We start from the raw sequence: 15,233 nt of genomic DNA on the forward strand, positions 1-15,233 counted from the left end.
GTATATTGGAGGTAATATGGATTACAAGAGTGCGGGTGTGGATATAGAAGCAGGCTATAAGGCAGTAGAGTTGATGAAAAAACATGTAAAGGCTACTATGAGACCTGAAGTCCTTGGAGGACTTGGGGGCTTCTCAGGTGCATTTTCATTAGGTAAAATAAAAGAAATGGAAGAGCCTGTTCTCTTATCCGGAACAGATGGAGTTGGTACTAAGCTGAAACTTGCTTTTTTGATGGATAAGCATGACAGTATAGGCATAGATTGCGTTGCTATGTGCGTTAATGATGTTGCCTGTGCAGGTGGTGAGCCATTATTTTTCCTGGACTATATAGCTTGTGGTAAGAATGATCCTGAAAGAATTGCAACTATTGTAAAGGGTGTAGCTGACGGGTGTATACAGTCCGGAGCTGCACTTATAGGTGGTGAAACTGCAGAAATGCCGGGATTTTATCCTATAGAGGAGTATGATCTGGCAGGATTCTGTGTTGGAGTAGCTGACAAATGTGATCTGATAGACGGAAAATACTTAAAGGCAGGGGATACATTGATAGGTATTGCCTCAAGTGGAGTACATTCAAACGGTTTTTCTTTGGTAAGAAAAGTCTTCGATATGACAGAGGAATCTTTAAAGACCTACTATGATGAGCTTGGAAAAACTTTAGGAGAGGCACTTTTGGCTCCTACAAAAATCTATGTAAAGGCATTGAAATCTATAAGAGAGAAAAATATAAAAATAAAAGCATGTTCACACATCACAGGAGGAGGTTTCTATGAAAATATTCCAAGAATGCTTAGAGAAAATACCAAAGCCGTTATAAGAAAAGACTCATATGAAATTCCTGCTATATTTAAACTTATGGCAGAGACAGGTGATATCAAAGAAGAGATGATGTACAACACCTTTAACATGGGAATAGGAATGGTGATAGCAGTTGATAAGTCAGATATCAGTGAAACACTTGAAGCACTAAAATCATCTGGAGAAGTCGCATATGAAATCGGATATATTGCTGAAGGGGAAAAAGGAATAGAGCTTATATAAAGGAGCAGCCATGTTTGATATCGTATGTTTGGTTTCAGGAGGTGGCACAAATTTGGCTGCCATAATAAAGGCAATAGAAGATAAGAAAATAAAAAATGTAAGAATAAAAGCTGTTATATCAAATAATAGCGATGCCTATGCCTTAGAAAGAGCGAGAAACGCCGGTATAGATGTAAAAATTATTTCGCCGAAGAATTTTGTATCCAGAACTGAGTTTGATAAAGCCTTGCTTGATGAGCTTAAAATACTTAATCCTGATTTGATAGTGTTGGCAGGTTTTTTAGTAAATATATCAAAGGATATAGTAGAAGCATTTGAAAATAAAATAATAAATATCCATCCCTCTTTGATACCAAGTTTTTGTGGAAAGGGATACTATGGTTTAAAAGTCCATGAGGCGGCATTGGAAAGAGGGGTAAAAATTACAGGTGCAACAGTACATTATGTAGATAGCGGAATAGATACCGGCAGAATAATAATTCAAAAGCCTGTAAAAGTGCTTGATGGTGACGATGCAAAAACATTACAAAAGAGAGTAATGGAAGAGGCTGAATGGATTATTTTGCCAAAGGCCATTGATAAAATTGCAAATGGAGAGAGCTTATGAAAATTCTAGTAGTAGGTGGTGGTGGCAGAGAGCATGCCATAGTTAGAAAACTGTCTGAAAGTAAAAGAAAACCTGAAATTTATGTAGCACCGGGTAATGCAGGTACACAGCAGATTGCAACAAATGTAGCAATACCTGTAATGGATTTTGAAGCTCTGATAGATTTTGCAAAAAAAGAAAAAATAGATTTGACCATAATAGGAATGGATGATCCACTTGTTGGAGGAATAGTTGATAGATTTGAAGCTGAGGGACTTAGAGTATTCGGACCCAGAAAGAATGCGGCAATTTTAGAAGGCTCAAAGGCTTTCTCAAAGGATTTGATGAAGAAATATGATATACCTACAGCAGGATATGAGAATTTCAATGATGCAAAGAAGGCATTAAAGTATTTGGATAATGCAAAATATCCTATAGTACTTAAAGCTGACGGTCTAGCACTTGGAAAAGGAGTACTGATTTGTAAGGATAGGCTTGAGGCAGTATCCGGAATAGAAGAATTGATGACCAAAAAATCGTTTGGAGATGCCGGAAATACCATAGTTATAGAAGAATTCTTAGAGGGTAGAGAGGTCAGCGTATTATCATTTGTAGATGGAAGCCACTATGCCCTAATGACTTCTGCACAGGATCATAAAAGAGCAAAGGATGGAGATGAGGGACTAAACACCGGTGGCATGGGCACATTCAGTCCAAGTCCTTTCTATACTGAAGAAATAGATAAATATTGTAAGGAGCATATTTATCAAAAAACAGTGGATGCTATGAAAGCTGAGGGCAGAGAGTTTAAGGGTATTATTTTTTACGGATTGATGCTTACAAATACCGGGGTAAAGGTACTTGAGTACAATGCAAGATTTGGTGATCCGGAAACTCAGGTAGTACTTCCAAGGATGGAGAATGACATAGTAGACGTGTTTGAGGCATGTATTGATGGCACTTTGGATAAAATCGATTTGAAATTTGAAGACAATGCCGCAGTCTGTGTGGTTTTGGCAAGTGATGGCTACCCTTTGGAGTACGAAAAGGGGAAGAAAATATCCGGCCTTGAAAATTTTGAAAGTAAGGATGATCTGTACTGTTTTCATGCCGGTACAAAAAAGGTTGGAGATGATATAGTAACAAATGGAGGTAGAGTTCTTGGTATTACCGCAAAGGCTGCTACATTAAATGAAGCAAGGCAAAGAGCTTATGAAGCTACAAAACTTGTATATTTTGACAACAAATATATGAGAAATGATATTGGCAGAAGTATAATTGTGAATGATTGACACAGTAGTTGGTATTTGTTAGACTAATGAGAAAAAGTACTATAAACTGCATTGAACCATTCAATTTGGTCAATGTGTATCCAAGCAAATAAGGAGAAAAACAGTGGCAAGAATCATAGGTGAAGGCATCACATTTGATGATGTACTATTGCAACCGGCATATTCAGAAGTTATTGGAAATCAGATAGATATTTCTACATATTTAACAAAGAATATTAAATTAAATATTCCTTTGATGAGTGCAGGAATGGATACAGTTACAGAACATAGAATGGCTATAGCTATGGCAAGGCAGGGAGGAATCGGAATTATTCATAAAAACATGAGTATAGAAGAGCAGGCTGTTGAGGTAGATAAAGTAAAGCGTTCTGAAAATGGAGTTATTACAGACCCTTTCTTTTTATCACCTAATCATACACTGTCAGACGCCAATGAGCTTATGGCAAAATATAGAATATCAGGAGTTCCAATAACTGAAGGGAAAAAACTGGTAGGTATTATTACTAATAGAGATTTAAAGTTTGAAGAGGACTATACAAAGAAAATAGCAGAGTGTATGACCAAAGATAAGCTTGTTACGGCACTGGAGGGAACTACTTTGGAGGAGGCTAAGAAAATTTTGGCTCATGCCAGAGTTGAGAAATTGCCTATAGTGGATAAAGACGGTAATCTTAAGGGACTTATTACTATAAAGGATATAGAAAAACAAATAAAATATCCAAACTCTGCAAAAGATTCGCAGGGAAGATTACTTTGTGGAGCTGCACTTGGAATTACAGGTAATGTACTTGAAAGATGCGAAGCTTTGGTAAAGGCAAAAGTAGATGTTGTGGTACTGGATTCAGCACATGGACATTCAAAAAATGTAATGGATTGTATAAAGGTTATAAAGGAGAAGTTCCCAAACCTACCTGTAATAGCCGGCAATGTAGCAACAGGTGAGGCGACAAAAGCTCTTATAGAAGCCGGTGCAGATTGTGTCAAAGTGGGTATAGGACCAGGATCTATCTGTACTACCAGAGTTGTAGCAGGTATAGGTGTGCCACAGATAAGTGCTATTATGAATTGTTATGCAGTGGCAAAGGAGTATAATGTACCTATAATAGCAGACGGTGGAATCAAATTCTCAGGAGATATTACAAAGGCATTGGCAGCAGGTGGCAATGTATGTATGATGGGATCACTATTTGCAGGATGTGATGAGTCGCCTGGTGATTTTGAATTATATCAAGGTAGGAAATATAAGGTTTATCGTGGTATGGGTTCTCTTGCAGCTATGGAAAAAGGCAGCAAGGACAGATATTTCCAGAGTGACGCAAAGAAGCTTGTACCTGAGGGTGTAGAAGGTAGAGTGGCATATAAGGGATTGGTAGAAGATACAGTATTCCAACTTTTAGGCGGACTTAGATCAGGTATGGGATATTGTGGTGCTAAAGATATTAAGACGCTACAAGAGACTTCAGAATTTATTAAAATAAGTGCTGCTTCACTAAAAGAGAGTCATCCACATGATATTCATATAACAAAAGAAGCACCAAATTATTCATCAGAAGATAATTAATAAATACCTTAATATTAGGTAATACACCAATAATACAATATAAATAAACATAAGGGGGGATATATTAACATGAATGCAACTTTAGTAGTTATGGCGGCAGGAATTGGCTCCAGATTTGGAGGAGGGATAAAGCAGCTTGCACCTGTAGGACCAAATGGTGAGATTATAATGGATTACTCCATATATGATGCAAAAGAAGCCGGATTTAACAAAGTCGTTTTTATAATTCGTCGTGATTTAGAGAAAGACTTCAAAGAAATAATTGGAGATAGAGTAAAAAAATATATAGATGTAGACTATGCTTATCAGGATATCAATGATCTTCCAAAAGGATTTGAATGTCCTAAGGATAGAACAAAGCCATGGGGTACAGGACAGGCACTACTTACCGTAAAAGGTATCGTAAACGAGCCTTTTGTAGTAATAAATGCAGATGATTACTACGGAAAAGAAGGCTTTAAGGTAATATACGACTACATGTTAAATAAAATGGACAAGAACAGCGAAAAACTTGATCTTTGTATGGCGGGATTTGTACTAAAAAATACACTTTCAGACAATGGCGGAGTTACCAGAGGCGTTTGTAAGGCTGATGAAAATAACAAATTAGCGGATGTTACAGAGACCTTTGAAATAGAGCTAAAAAATGGTGTGCTAAATGCTGTGGACGAGAATGGAAATAAAAGAGATATAGATATTGATGATATTGTATCTATGAATATGTGGGGACTGACTCCGGAATTTCTGGATATTTTAGAAGAAGGATTCCCAAAGTTCCTTAAAAGTATGACTAATGAGTTGAAAAATGAGTATCTGCTGCCTTCAGTTATAGATGAAGCTATTAAAGATGGAAGAATAAGTGTAGAAGTATTAAAAAGCCATGACAAATGGTTTGGAGTAACATATAAAGAAGACAAGGAATTTGTTGTAAATTCAATAAGAGCCTTGGTAGATAGAGGAGTGTATCCTGACAAAATATTTGATTAAGAGGAGATTATGTCAAAGCTTAGAACATTGATAATGGGTCATAAGAACCCTGATACAGATTCAATCTGTGCGGCAATAAGTTATGCCGATCTAAAGTCAAAAACTGAAGAAGGAGAATTTTCACCAAGGCGTGCCGGTGAGATCAATGAGGAAACCAAATTTGTATTGAATTACTTTAAGGTTAAACCACCTAAGCTTACTGAAAGTGTTAACACCCAGGTAAAGGATATTGAAATAAAACATACAAAGGGTGTGGATAAGAATATATCATTTAAAAAGGCATGGGCGCTGATGCAGGAACTGGATGTAGTAACTCTGCCAACAGTAAGTAGTGATGGTGACCTGGAGGGAATAATATCTGTAAGTGATATCGCAAACTCATATATGAATATATATGACAGTAGAATCCTTGCAAAGGCAAATACCAGATATGCAAATATTTTGGAAACTCTGGAAGGAACCTTGGTAGTAGGAGATGATACAGCTTATTTTAACGAAGGTAAGGTTGTAGTGGCTGCTGCAAATCCGGATATGATGGAGTTTTACATAGAAAAGAATGATCTTGTGATACTTGGAAATAGGTATGAGATGCAACTTTGTGCGATTGAGATGGGTGCGGCCTGTATCATAATATGCGAGGGTGCAGGTGCATCAATGACTATAAAAAAACTGGCAAAGGAACATGGAACTACTATTATTACAACCGCTTATGATACATTTACTGTTGCCAGACTTATAAATCAGTCCATGCCTATTAATTACTTTATGAAGACTGAGAACCTTATCACATTTGAAAATGAAGATTATCTGGATGAGATAAAGGAAGTAATGGCAAATGTAAGGCATAGAGACTTCCCTATTCTTGATAAAAATGGAAAATATCTTGGAATGTTTTCTAGAAGAAACTTGCTGGGTGCTAAGGGCAAGAGAGTTATAATGGTTGACCACAATGAAAAGAGTCAGGCTGTTGACGGCATAGAACATGCGAATGTTTTGGAGATTATAGATCATCATAGATTAGGTACAGTGGAGACTATAGGGCCTGTATATTTTAGGAATCAACCTCTAGGTTGTACATCAACCATAATATATCAGATGTACCATGAGAAGGGTGTTGAGATTCCAAAGCATATTGCAGGACTTCTATGTTCAGCTATTATCTCAGATACGCTGCTTTTTAGATCACCTACATGCACGGCTGTAGATAAGGCTGCAGGACTTGATCTTGCCAGAATCGCAGGTATTGATATAGAGAAATATGCAAATCAGATGTTTGCTTCAGCAAGTAATCTGAAGGGAAAGACAGATGAACAGATTTTCCATCAGGATTATAAGAAGTTCCTACTTGGAAAAACAAGTATAGGAATTGGACAAATCAGTTCTTTAAATGAAGAGGAGCTTGATGAGATTGAAAGTAGACTATTGCCATTCTTAGTAAAACTTCATGAAAATAGTGAAGAAGATATGATGTTCTTTATGTTGACTAATATATTAGAGCAATCAACAAAACTGATATGTGTAGGTTTTGGAGCTATGGCACTTGTAATGAAATCATTTAGAATTGAAGAAGGCCTATATGAGATCAGTGATGCCGGTGTCATTCAGCTTGATTCTGTAGTATCCAGAAAGAAGCAGCTAGTACCTAGTCTTGTAATAGGAATACAGATGTAGGAGAGATATGGGAAAAAAGACTAATATTACATTGATTGGTATGCCTGCATCCGGCAAGTCCTCGGTGGGAGTTGTTTTAGCCAAGAGGCTTGGGAAGAAATTTGTAGATACTGATATAGTAATTCAAGAAAAGCATGGTAAACTTCTAAAGGAACTTATAGAAGAGAATGGTGATGATGGCTTTAGAGAAATAGAAGATGAGGTAAATGCCTCGCTGGATGTCAGCAACAGTATCATATCTCCGGGTGGAAGTGTGGTATATGGACAAAAGGCTATGAAGCATCTAAAAGAAATCAGTGTTATAATATATTTGCAACTTTCATATACCGCAATAAAGTCAAGACTTGGGGATCTTAGGGAAAGAGGTATTACCTTAAAAGATGGACAGAGCTTAAAAGACTTATATCTGGAAAGAACACCTTTATATGAGAAGTATGCAGATATAACAATCAATGAGATGAAGAAGACCCTAGCAAAGACTATTGATGAGATTTGTGAAAAATTGGGTGAAAAGCCAAGAAAGAAAAGAAGTTTTAAAGAGAAAAGATTTCAAAAGATAACTAACTCTAAGGGTAAGCAAAGTAGAGAAAAAACTGATAGTACAAAGTCAAACAAAGAAAGAGCTGATAAAAAAAGATTTGACAATACAAAGTCAGTTAAGGAAAAGAGCAGCAGAACAAGGTTTGGTGGAGAAATAAATCCACAAAAGAACAATGTTCAAAGAAAAAATTTGAAGAAGTATTTTAAGAAAAATGAGAATTGATTTTAAACCTGGAAATATGTTATATCCGGTGCCGGTGGTAATGGTAAGCTGTGCAGACAGCGAAGGTAGAAGTGATATAGTAACTGTGGCATGGACAGGCACAATATGTACAAATCCTCCAATGGTATATATTTCACTTAGACCAAGTAGATATTCATATGATATAATAAAAAAGTCTGGAGAATTTGTTATAAATCTTACAAATAAAAAATTGACAAAGATAGCAGATGAGTGTGGTGTAAAATCAGGCAGAGATGTTGATAAATGGAAGTTACTAAAGATAGAGCAGTTGCCATCAAAGATGGTAGCTGCTTCATCTATTAAGGAAAGCCCGGTTTGCATAGAGTGTAAGGTGGAAGATATCTTGGAACTTGGTTCACATCACATGTTTATAGCAAAGGTAGTGGCTGTAAATGTTGATGCTAAATATATGGATGACAAAAACAAATTTGACCTAACAAAAGCTGACATGGTAGTATATAATCATGGAGAGTATATAGGACTATCAGAAGTACTTGGTACTTTTGGTTATAGTGTAAAAAAGAAGAAAAGAAAGTAATCTGGGAGGCATCTTTTTGAAAGAGATGAATTTTAATGAGCTGAAGCACATATACTTTTGCGGTATAGGTGGCATAAGTATGAGCGGACTTGCAAGAGTACTTTTAGAAAAAGGCTTTAAGATAAGTGGTTCAGATGCAAAGGCAAGTAATATAACAAAAGATCTTGAAGATAGAGGAGTAAATATATTTATAGGTCAAAATGCCGGTAATATAACAGAAGATATAGATTTATTTGTATATACAGCGGCTATACATATGGATAATCCTGAGTTTGCTATGGTAGAAAAAATGAACATACCTATGATGTCCAGAGCGGAGTTGTTGGGATATGTTATGTCAAAATTTAAAGAAGGCATTGCCATAAGTGGGACACATGGAAAGACTACTACTACCTCTATGTTGTCATATATTTTATTGGATTCAGGTGTGGATCCTACGATATCAGTTGGCGGAGTATTAAAGAAAATAGAAGGTAATATTCATATAGGGGCCGGTGATATATTTGTTACAGAAGCCTGTGAATATACCAACAGTTTTTTAGAGTTGAATCCTACAATAAGTGTTATATTAAATGTTGAAGAGGATCATATGGATTTCTTTAAAGATATTGATGATATTAGAAATTCTTTTAAGGAATTTGTAAAAAACACAAGCTCTGAGGGTTGTATAATAATAAATGATCAGATTGAAAATAATGGAGAAATTATAGATGATTTCAAGGGTCATGTAATAAGATATGGAAGTGAAAAATCGGATTGTTTTGTTACCAATATAAGATATGATGATTTTGGATATCCTACATTTGATCTTTGCCATAAGGGAAGTACATATAATGATGTGAAGCTTTGTGTGGGTGGAAAGCACAATATAGACAATGCTTTGGCATCTATTTGCGTTGCGTTTGAACTTGGCGTAAGTATAGAATATATAAAAAAGGGACTTTTAGAGTTTGAAGGAGCAGATAGAAGATTTGAAATAAAGGGAAATCTTGGAAATATAACTGTAGTGGATGATTATGCACATCATCCAAGTGAGATTGCTGCTACTTTGAATATTGCAAAAAGATATCCGCATGACAGATTGGTGGTTGCTTTTCAGCCACATACATTTACAAGAACAAAGGCATTTTTTGAAGAGTTTGCTAATGCATTAAAAGATATAGATTGTTGTATTATAGCCAAGATCTATCCGGCTAGAGAAACTGATAACCTGGGTATGAGTGCCAAGCTTTTGTCAGACAGAATAAATGCTCTTGGCGGAAATTCAAAGGATTTTGATACCTTTGATGAAATTGAGAATTATCTTTTGGAGAATTTACATGACGGAGATCTGTTCATAACCATGGGCGCGGGTGATATAGTAAGAGTAGGTGAGGTTTTGCTTGGTAAATAGAAGATACCAAGCATATAATACATAAGTATTATGAAATTAAAGACAAAGGGAGAGCTATGAAGTACGAATTTTTAAAGGCAGATATAACAAACATTGTAAGTTTGCCGTCAGAATTTATAGATGAATATATGCTAAAGGCAAATGGTGATTATATAAAGGTATACCTTTTTATGCTGAGAAATGCCGGTAGACTGATAAATCCTGAAATCATAGCAGATGCCCTTGAACTTACTATAAAAGATGTAGAAAGAGCTATAGCATATTGGTGTAAGAGTGGAATATTGATTAAAAAAGAAGAAAATATTGCCAAGATTGGAAGTGATGACGATTTTCAAGAAATACTCCTTACAAAGAACCTACCAACTATAGAAGAATACGAAGAGGCGAAGCGTATTCTTATGGCTGCGAATGAAGTATATAAAAGGAGTGAAGCAGTAGAAAAAACGGATGTTGAAAATGCTGAGAGTATAGAGAATAAAGATAATACAGATGTTGAAAATACAAATGTAGAGTCGGAAGTAAATACAGATACTCCTGTAGTGGAAACACCGAATGTGATACCTGAGGTGGAAGTAAAAAAAGAAGAGCCACCTAAGCTTCCTGATAGAAGTTTGGTAGATTTGACGAAACTAAAGAGTGATGAAGACTTCCAGGAATTAGTGTTCTGTGTACAAACATATACTGAAAAGATATTCTCACCTATAGACACTGAAAAACTTGCATATTTGTACGATGTAATAGGTATGTCAAAGGATCTGCTTGAATATATTGCAGAGGTGTCGGTGCAAAAGGGAAAGAAGAGTATAAGTTATATTGAAAAAGTGGCACTTTCATTCCATGAAAAAGGCATTACGACTGTGGAGGAAGCCAAAGAGGACAATGTAAAATTCTATAATGAAAATAGAGCTGTGCTGAAAGCATTTGGAATATACGACAGGGTTTTGGCACCGGTTGAGTCCAGATATGTGAAGAAGTGGTTTGATGAATACTGCTTCAGCCCTGAAATTGTGGTTGAGGCTATTAATAGAACAGTGCTAAATACATCATCACAAAGCTTTTCTTATGCAGACGGTATACTTACAAGTTGGCATAAAGAAAATGTTCGTACACTTGCAGATGTAAAGGCACAGGATGAGAAGCATGGTGAAAAGGTTAAGAATGCACCGAAACCTTCAAATGGAGGTAATGGAGGAAATACATCAAAGTTCAATAATTTTGAACAAAGAAATGACAATATTGATTCTGATATGCAGGACAAATTTTTAAATGAGTTGAATAAGTTATAATGTGGCTTGAAGGAGATATATGGCTATAGATAATTCCTCATATAATGCAATAATGAGAGAATATGAAAATATAAGAGCAAACAACAGGGCTGCACAGGTTAGAAGAATCGAAGAAGTATATGAAAAAATACCACAGATGCAGGACTTGAACAATTCTACGGGAAGCATGGCTGTTTTAAGATATAAGGAGAGTCTTAAGTCCGGAAATATTTCAATGTCAAACTTGAAAAAAGATATTGAAGGTATAAAGAATGACAAAGAGAGGCTTTTGCTTGAAGCCGGTTTTCCAAAGGATTATATGGAAATGAGATATGACTGTGTGGATTGCAAGGATACCGGATACATTGAAGGAGGGAAATGCCATTGTTTGCAGTCTAAGATAAGAAAACTCTTATATTCACAGTCAAACTTGGAAAATATATTGGATAAAGAAAATTTTGAAAACTTTTCATTTGATTACTATGACGATAAAACCATTCTTTCAGGGCAGAATATGACAAATGCTGCATATATGGATGGTGTAAAGAAATTTTGTGAGAAATATATAGATAAATACTTTAATGCAGATAAAAGCAAAAATGCAACGGATTCAGTTGAAGGTAATTATAGAAGAAGTATTGTGTTCAGTGGAAATACAGGAGTGGGAAAGACCTATCTAAGTAACTGTATTGCAAAAGTTTTGCTGGACAGATACTACTCTGTAATATATCTCAGTGCCAAAGAGCTTTTTGAGACTATGGTAAAGGTTAATATTGAAAAGAATGAGGAGCAAAGATATTCACTTTTAGCTAAAGAGGTTTATGACTGTGATATGTTAATAATTGATGATCTAGGATCAGAACTTTTCAATCACTTTACAACAAGTGAATTTTTCCATATAATAAACCGTAGAATTAATACCGAAAAATCCACTATAATATCAACTAATCTTAGCTTGGACAAGATGAGGGATACATATAGTGAGAGGGTTACTTCTCGTATAAGAAAAAGTTTTATTTATATTAGGTTGTTTGGAAATGATATTAGAGCCAGACTATGATGGAGGGAAAATGTTATACGAAGATAAGAAGATAGATTCTATTCCTGTAGGTCCACTTGGGCTGATACCCCTTAAGGGTATGGAAGAATTCACAAAGAAGGTGAATGCTTACTTAGTTGAGTGGCGTAAGGAGAGAGAGAGTGAGCATAAAGATACGCTTTTATTCTCCGAATATGAGAAGGACAACTACATTATAAAGTCTACAATTTCCAGATTCGGTTCAGGTGAGGCAAAGGGCACTATAGAAGAATCTGTAAGAGGTGATGATTTGTATTTGCTTGTGGATGTATGTAATTACTCTATGACATATTCACTGTCAGGTAAGATAAACCATATGTCTCCGGATGATCATTTTCAGGATTTGAAGAGAATCATTGCCGCTATAGCCGGAAAGGCAAGAAGGATAACTGTTATAATGCCTTTCTTGTATGAGAGTCGTCAACATAAGAAAACAGGAAGAGAGTCATTAGACTGTGCATTGGCATTGCAGGAACTTACAAATATGGGTGTGGACAATATCATTACATTTGATGCACATGATCCTAGGGTGCAAAATGCAATTCCACTAAAGGGATTTGAAACTGTACAGCCAATATATCAATATACAAAAGGGCTCTTAAAGAATTTTCCTGATTTGAAGGTGGATTCTGAACATATGATGATAATATCACCTGATGAAGGTGGTATGAGAAGAGCTATATACTTTGCAAATATGTTAAAACTTGATGTAGGCATGTTCTATAAGAGAAGAGATTATACAAAGGTTGTAGATGGTAGAAATCCTATTATAGCACATGAGTTCCTAGGCTCTGATGTGGAGGGCAAGGATTTAGTTATCATAGACGATATGATATCATCAGGAGAAAGCGTTCAGGAAGTTGCAAAGGAATTGAAAAAGAGAAAGGCAAAGAGAGTTTTTGTCTGTGCAACTTTTGGACTGTTTACAAATGGATTTGCTAAGTTTGATAAGTACTATGAAAATGGCATTATAGATGGCATCTTTACTACTAATCTGGTCTACCAGTCACCAAATCTGTTGAGCAAACCTTATTATTATAATGTTGAGATGAGTAAGTATGTAGCACTTATCATAGACAATTTAAATCATGATTCTACTATAAGTGGCCTTTTGACACCTACAAACAGAATCAATAATTTCCTGGAAAGGGTTAAGAACAAAAAATAGTATATAAGGTTTTGGGTTATGATAGTAGTAATATGTGATGATAATCCAATAGAACGAGAAAACTTATTAGAAGTTACCACACATATATCAAAATCTGAAGGCTATGATGCTGAGTTTGAGGTGTTTGAAAATGCCAAACAGATGTTATTTGAACTTGAGGATAAATTAGAACTTATAGATGTGATACTTTTAGATATAAATATGCCGGGAATTGATGGTATGGAAGCGGCATTAAAACTTCGTTCAAATGGATATATCGGTGAAATAGTATTTACAACAGTTTCAAAAAGTCATATGTTGGGAGCGTTTGATGTTAGAGCTTTTAACTATATTGTAAAAGGTGAGACTGATAGTGCCAAAACTGTAAGGATAATAAAGGGTGTACTTGGAATAGCATCTGAAAAGTCAAAAGAGTATATGCTCTTTACAGGTATTGGAGAATATCGCAATATAGCGATAAATGATATAAAGTATTTTGAAGTTAGAGGAAAAATAATAACTGTATATTATGGAAGCAAGAGTTTTGAGTTTATTTCAACTATTGGAAAGCTTGAAAATCTTCTGTTTACAAAGGGTTTTTTGAGAGTGCATAGATCATTTTTGGTATCATTGCAGTATATAAAAACATTCACTTATGAGGAAGTTACCTTAATAGATCGAACTGTGATTTCAGTAGGTAGAAAATACTATAGTGGATTAAAAGAGGCAATGAAAGAAAATGCAATAGGGTGATAAGATGAAAAAATATAACGCAATGGTGGCTGTGTCATTAGTATTGGCAACGGCCTTTATATCGATACAAGGGGTGGACGCTATTATTGCGTCGCCCCTGGAAGTAACAGGATATTCAATTGGTGAGTTTGGCTTGCATACAGATAGTAATGCCGGTGGTGGCGGTACTGTTGATAACTATGGAGAGTGGATAATTTTAAGAGAACCTACAATGTATGAGGATGGTTTGAAGAAAAGAGAGTATATTTCAACTGATGGTACAAGGTATGAGGAGTATGAGGTTATTCCAAGACTCTTACCATATCCTATGCCATTGCCTTCAATTACGACACCTCCAGTTACAAAACCGGTAGAAACTACCGAAAGTAGTAGAGATGGCTCTACAAAGGATGATTCTGCAACAAAGTCAAATGTAAGGAAGCATTCAAGACATAGAATTTCAGGGAAACAAAAGGGTGTAGACAAGGCAAGTAATGCAAATGATGTAACTAAGCCATATAAGGAAAGTACTGACAGTACAAATAGAGAAAAAAGTACGGAAGCTACTACTGAAAATATAAAATCAGATGCAAGCAAAAGAGTTGAAAAATCAGATAAAAAAAATGACTCAAGTAAAGAAACTACTGAATCAAGAAGTGATGTAAACAATATTACCTCCGGTACAGACAACAATATAGAAAGTTCCGTGTCAGAGCCGGCAGAAATGTCTACTGAAATAGATGAGAAGAGTGAAGTGCAGACAGATATTACAGAGCAGACTATAGATATTGAAGATTCTGCACATGTAGAACAAGAATCTGAGGGAGCTATAAATGTAGATGCAGTTGTATCAAAGGATAAGCGTTTTAATAGATATGATGGAGCTACAATCTTAGCTGCAGGTGCATATACTTGGTGGGTAGCCATTGTTTTGTTGCCAATGATAAATGCTTTGAAATGGATAAATAAAAAGAGAAGAGAAAAATCGAGGAGCAATGTTAATAAGAAATATAATTGAGATTGTATTAGTTATTATATTATTCATTGTAGGCATTATATTGTATTTCTATTTAAAAAGAAAAATTGATGATGCCGAATCTGATCTTGTGATCAGAAAGAAAAAAGAAATAAAGGAAGATATTGAGGGTTAAATAAAA

At 35.5% G+C, this 15,233-nt stretch carries 15 protein-coding genes; all 15 read left to right on the top strand.

Annotation, left to right across the window (positions count from 1 at the left end; translation table 11 throughout):
• The first annotated feature begins 16 nt into the window (after positions 1–16).
• Positions 17–1,042 carry a phosphoribosylformylglycinamidine cyclo-ligase gene (gene purM / locus D4A81_RS03055; protein WP_111525191.1) on the top strand — a complete coding sequence of 342 codons (1,026 nt, stop codon included), beginning with the start codon at positions 17–19 and terminating at the stop codon, positions 1,040–1,042.
• Positions 1,043–1,052: 10 nt separating this feature from the next.
• Positions 1,053–1,649 carry a phosphoribosylglycinamide formyltransferase gene (gene purN / locus D4A81_RS03060; RefSeq protein WP_111525190.1) on the top strand — a complete coding sequence of 199 codons (597 nt, stop codon included), beginning with the start codon at positions 1,053–1,055 and terminating at the stop codon, positions 1,647–1,649.
• On the top strand, positions 1,646–2,920 hold the full coding sequence (purD, locus tag D4A81_RS03065; protein ID WP_111525189.1) for a phosphoribosylamine--glycine ligase: 1,275 nt from the start codon (positions 1,646–1,648) through the stop codon (positions 2,918–2,920). The genes purN and purD overlap by 4 nt, the downstream gene beginning before the upstream one ends.
• A gap of 103 nt (positions 2,921–3,023) precedes the next feature.
• Positions 3,024–4,481 (top strand): IMP dehydrogenase, encoded by a 1,458-nt coding sequence (guaB, locus tag D4A81_RS03070; RefSeq protein WP_111525188.1) that lies wholly within the window; start codon positions 3,024–3,026, stop codon positions 4,479–4,481.
• A gap of 69 nt (positions 4,482–4,550) precedes the next feature.
• Positions 4,551–5,468 carry a nucleotidyltransferase family protein gene (locus tag D4A81_RS03075; protein WP_111525187.1) on the top strand — a complete coding sequence of 306 codons (918 nt, stop codon included), beginning with the start codon at positions 4,551–4,553 and terminating at the stop codon, positions 5,466–5,468.
• A 9-nt stretch (positions 5,469–5,477) separates the two neighbouring features.
• The gene (locus D4A81_RS03080) at positions 5,478–7,139 is read left to right on the top strand and encodes a putative manganese-dependent inorganic diphosphatase (RefSeq protein ID WP_111525186.1); all 1,662 of its coding nucleotides are present in this window, start codon (positions 5,478–5,480) and stop codon (positions 7,137–7,139) included.
• Between the two features lie 7 nt (positions 7,140–7,146).
• Positions 7,147–7,902: a shikimate kinase gene (locus tag D4A81_RS03085; protein ID WP_111525185.1), complete on the top strand. Its 756-nt coding sequence runs from the start codon at positions 7,147–7,149 to the stop codon at positions 7,900–7,902.
• Positions 7,892–8,461 carry a flavin reductase family protein gene (locus D4A81_RS03090; RefSeq protein ID WP_111525184.1) on the top strand — a complete coding sequence of 190 codons (570 nt, stop codon included), beginning with the start codon at positions 7,892–7,894 and terminating at the stop codon, positions 8,459–8,461. Before D4A81_RS03085 ends, D4A81_RS03090 begins: the two co-directional genes overlap by 11 nt.
• A 25-nt stretch (positions 8,462–8,486) precedes the next feature.
• Positions 8,487–9,854, top strand: coding sequence for a UDP-N-acetylmuramate--L-alanine ligase (murC, locus tag D4A81_RS03095; protein ID WP_330405108.1), 1,368 nt, complete (start codon positions 8,487–8,489; stop codon positions 9,852–9,854).
• Positions 9,855–9,910: 56 nt separating this feature from the next.
• Positions 9,911–11,140 carry a DnaD domain protein gene (locus D4A81_RS03100; protein ID WP_111525182.1) on the top strand — a complete coding sequence of 410 codons (1,230 nt, stop codon included), beginning with the start codon at positions 9,911–9,913 and terminating at the stop codon, positions 11,138–11,140.
• A 19-nt stretch (positions 11,141–11,159) separates the two neighbouring features.
• Positions 11,160–12,179 carry an ATP-binding protein gene (locus tag D4A81_RS03105; protein WP_111525181.1) on the top strand — a complete coding sequence of 340 codons (1,020 nt, stop codon included), beginning with the start codon at positions 11,160–11,162 and terminating at the stop codon, positions 12,177–12,179.
• 10 nt (positions 12,180–12,189) lie between these two features.
• Positions 12,190–13,365 carry a ribose-phosphate pyrophosphokinase gene (locus D4A81_RS03110; RefSeq protein WP_111525180.1) on the top strand — a complete coding sequence of 392 codons (1,176 nt, stop codon included), beginning with the start codon at positions 12,190–12,192 and terminating at the stop codon, positions 13,363–13,365.
• A gap of 18 nt (positions 13,366–13,383) precedes the next feature.
• Positions 13,384–14,097 (top strand): LytR/AlgR family response regulator transcription factor, encoded by a 714-nt coding sequence (locus D4A81_RS03115; protein WP_111525179.1) that lies wholly within the window; start codon positions 13,384–13,386, stop codon positions 14,095–14,097.
• Between the two features lie 4 nt (positions 14,098–14,101).
• Positions 14,102–15,094 (top strand): hypothetical protein, encoded by a 993-nt coding sequence (locus tag D4A81_RS03120; protein WP_111525178.1) that lies wholly within the window; start codon positions 14,102–14,104, stop codon positions 15,092–15,094.
• Positions 15,072–15,227: a hypothetical protein gene (locus D4A81_RS13095; protein ID WP_162902543.1), complete on the top strand. Its 156-nt coding sequence runs from the start codon at positions 15,072–15,074 to the stop codon at positions 15,225–15,227. The genes D4A81_RS03120 and D4A81_RS13095 overlap by 23 nt, the downstream gene beginning before the upstream one ends.
• Positions 15,228–15,233: the final 6 nt, after the last annotated feature.

It is taken from the genome of Lachnoanaerobaculum umeaense, assembly GCF_003589745.1.
GTDB classification, from domain to species: domain Bacteria; phylum Bacillota; class Clostridia; order Lachnospirales; family Lachnospiraceae; genus Lachnoanaerobaculum; species Lachnoanaerobaculum umeaense.

Bases quoted from the DNA above. Each gene is read 5' to 3' on its own strand.
- purM (WP_111525191.1), top strand. From the start codon at position 17: ATGGATTACAAGAGTGCGGGTGTGGATATAGAAGCAGGCTATAAGGCA.
- purN (WP_111525190.1), top strand. From the start codon at position 1,053: ATGTTTGATATCGTATGTTTGGTTTCAGGAGGTGGCACAAATTTGGCT.
- purD (WP_111525189.1), top strand. From the start codon at position 1,646: ATGAAAATTCTAGTAGTAGGTGGTGGTGGCAGAGAGCATGCCATAGTT.
- D4A81_RS03075 (WP_111525187.1), top strand. From the start codon at position 4,551: ATGAATGCAACTTTAGTAGTTATGGCGGCAGGAATTGGCTCCAGATTT.
- D4A81_RS03080 (WP_111525186.1), top strand. From the start codon at position 5,478: ATGTCAAAGCTTAGAACATTGATAATGGGTCATAAGAACCCTGATACA.
- D4A81_RS03085 (WP_111525185.1), top strand. From the start codon at position 7,147: ATGGGAAAAAAGACTAATATTACATTGATTGGTATGCCTGCATCCGGC.
- D4A81_RS03090 (WP_111525184.1), top strand. From the start codon at position 7,892: ATGAGAATTGATTTTAAACCTGGAAATATGTTATATCCGGTGCCGGTG.
- murC (WP_330405108.1), top strand. From the start codon at position 8,487: ATGAATTTTAATGAGCTGAAGCACATATACTTTTGCGGTATAGGTGGC.
- D4A81_RS03100 (WP_111525182.1), top strand. From the start codon at position 9,911: ATGAAGTACGAATTTTTAAAGGCAGATATAACAAACATTGTAAGTTTG.
- D4A81_RS03105 (WP_111525181.1), top strand. From the start codon at position 11,160: ATGGCTATAGATAATTCCTCATATAATGCAATAATGAGAGAATATGAA.
- D4A81_RS03110 (WP_111525180.1), top strand. From the start codon at position 12,190: ATGTTATACGAAGATAAGAAGATAGATTCTATTCCTGTAGGTCCACTT.
- D4A81_RS03115 (WP_111525179.1), top strand. From the start codon at position 13,384: ATGATAGTAGTAATATGTGATGATAATCCAATAGAACGAGAAAACTTA.
- D4A81_RS03120 (WP_111525178.1), top strand. From the start codon at position 14,102: ATGAAAAAATATAACGCAATGGTGGCTGTGTCATTAGTATTGGCAACG.
- D4A81_RS13095 (WP_162902543.1), top strand. From the start codon at position 15,072: ATGTTAATAAGAAATATAATTGAGATTGTATTAGTTATTATATTATTC.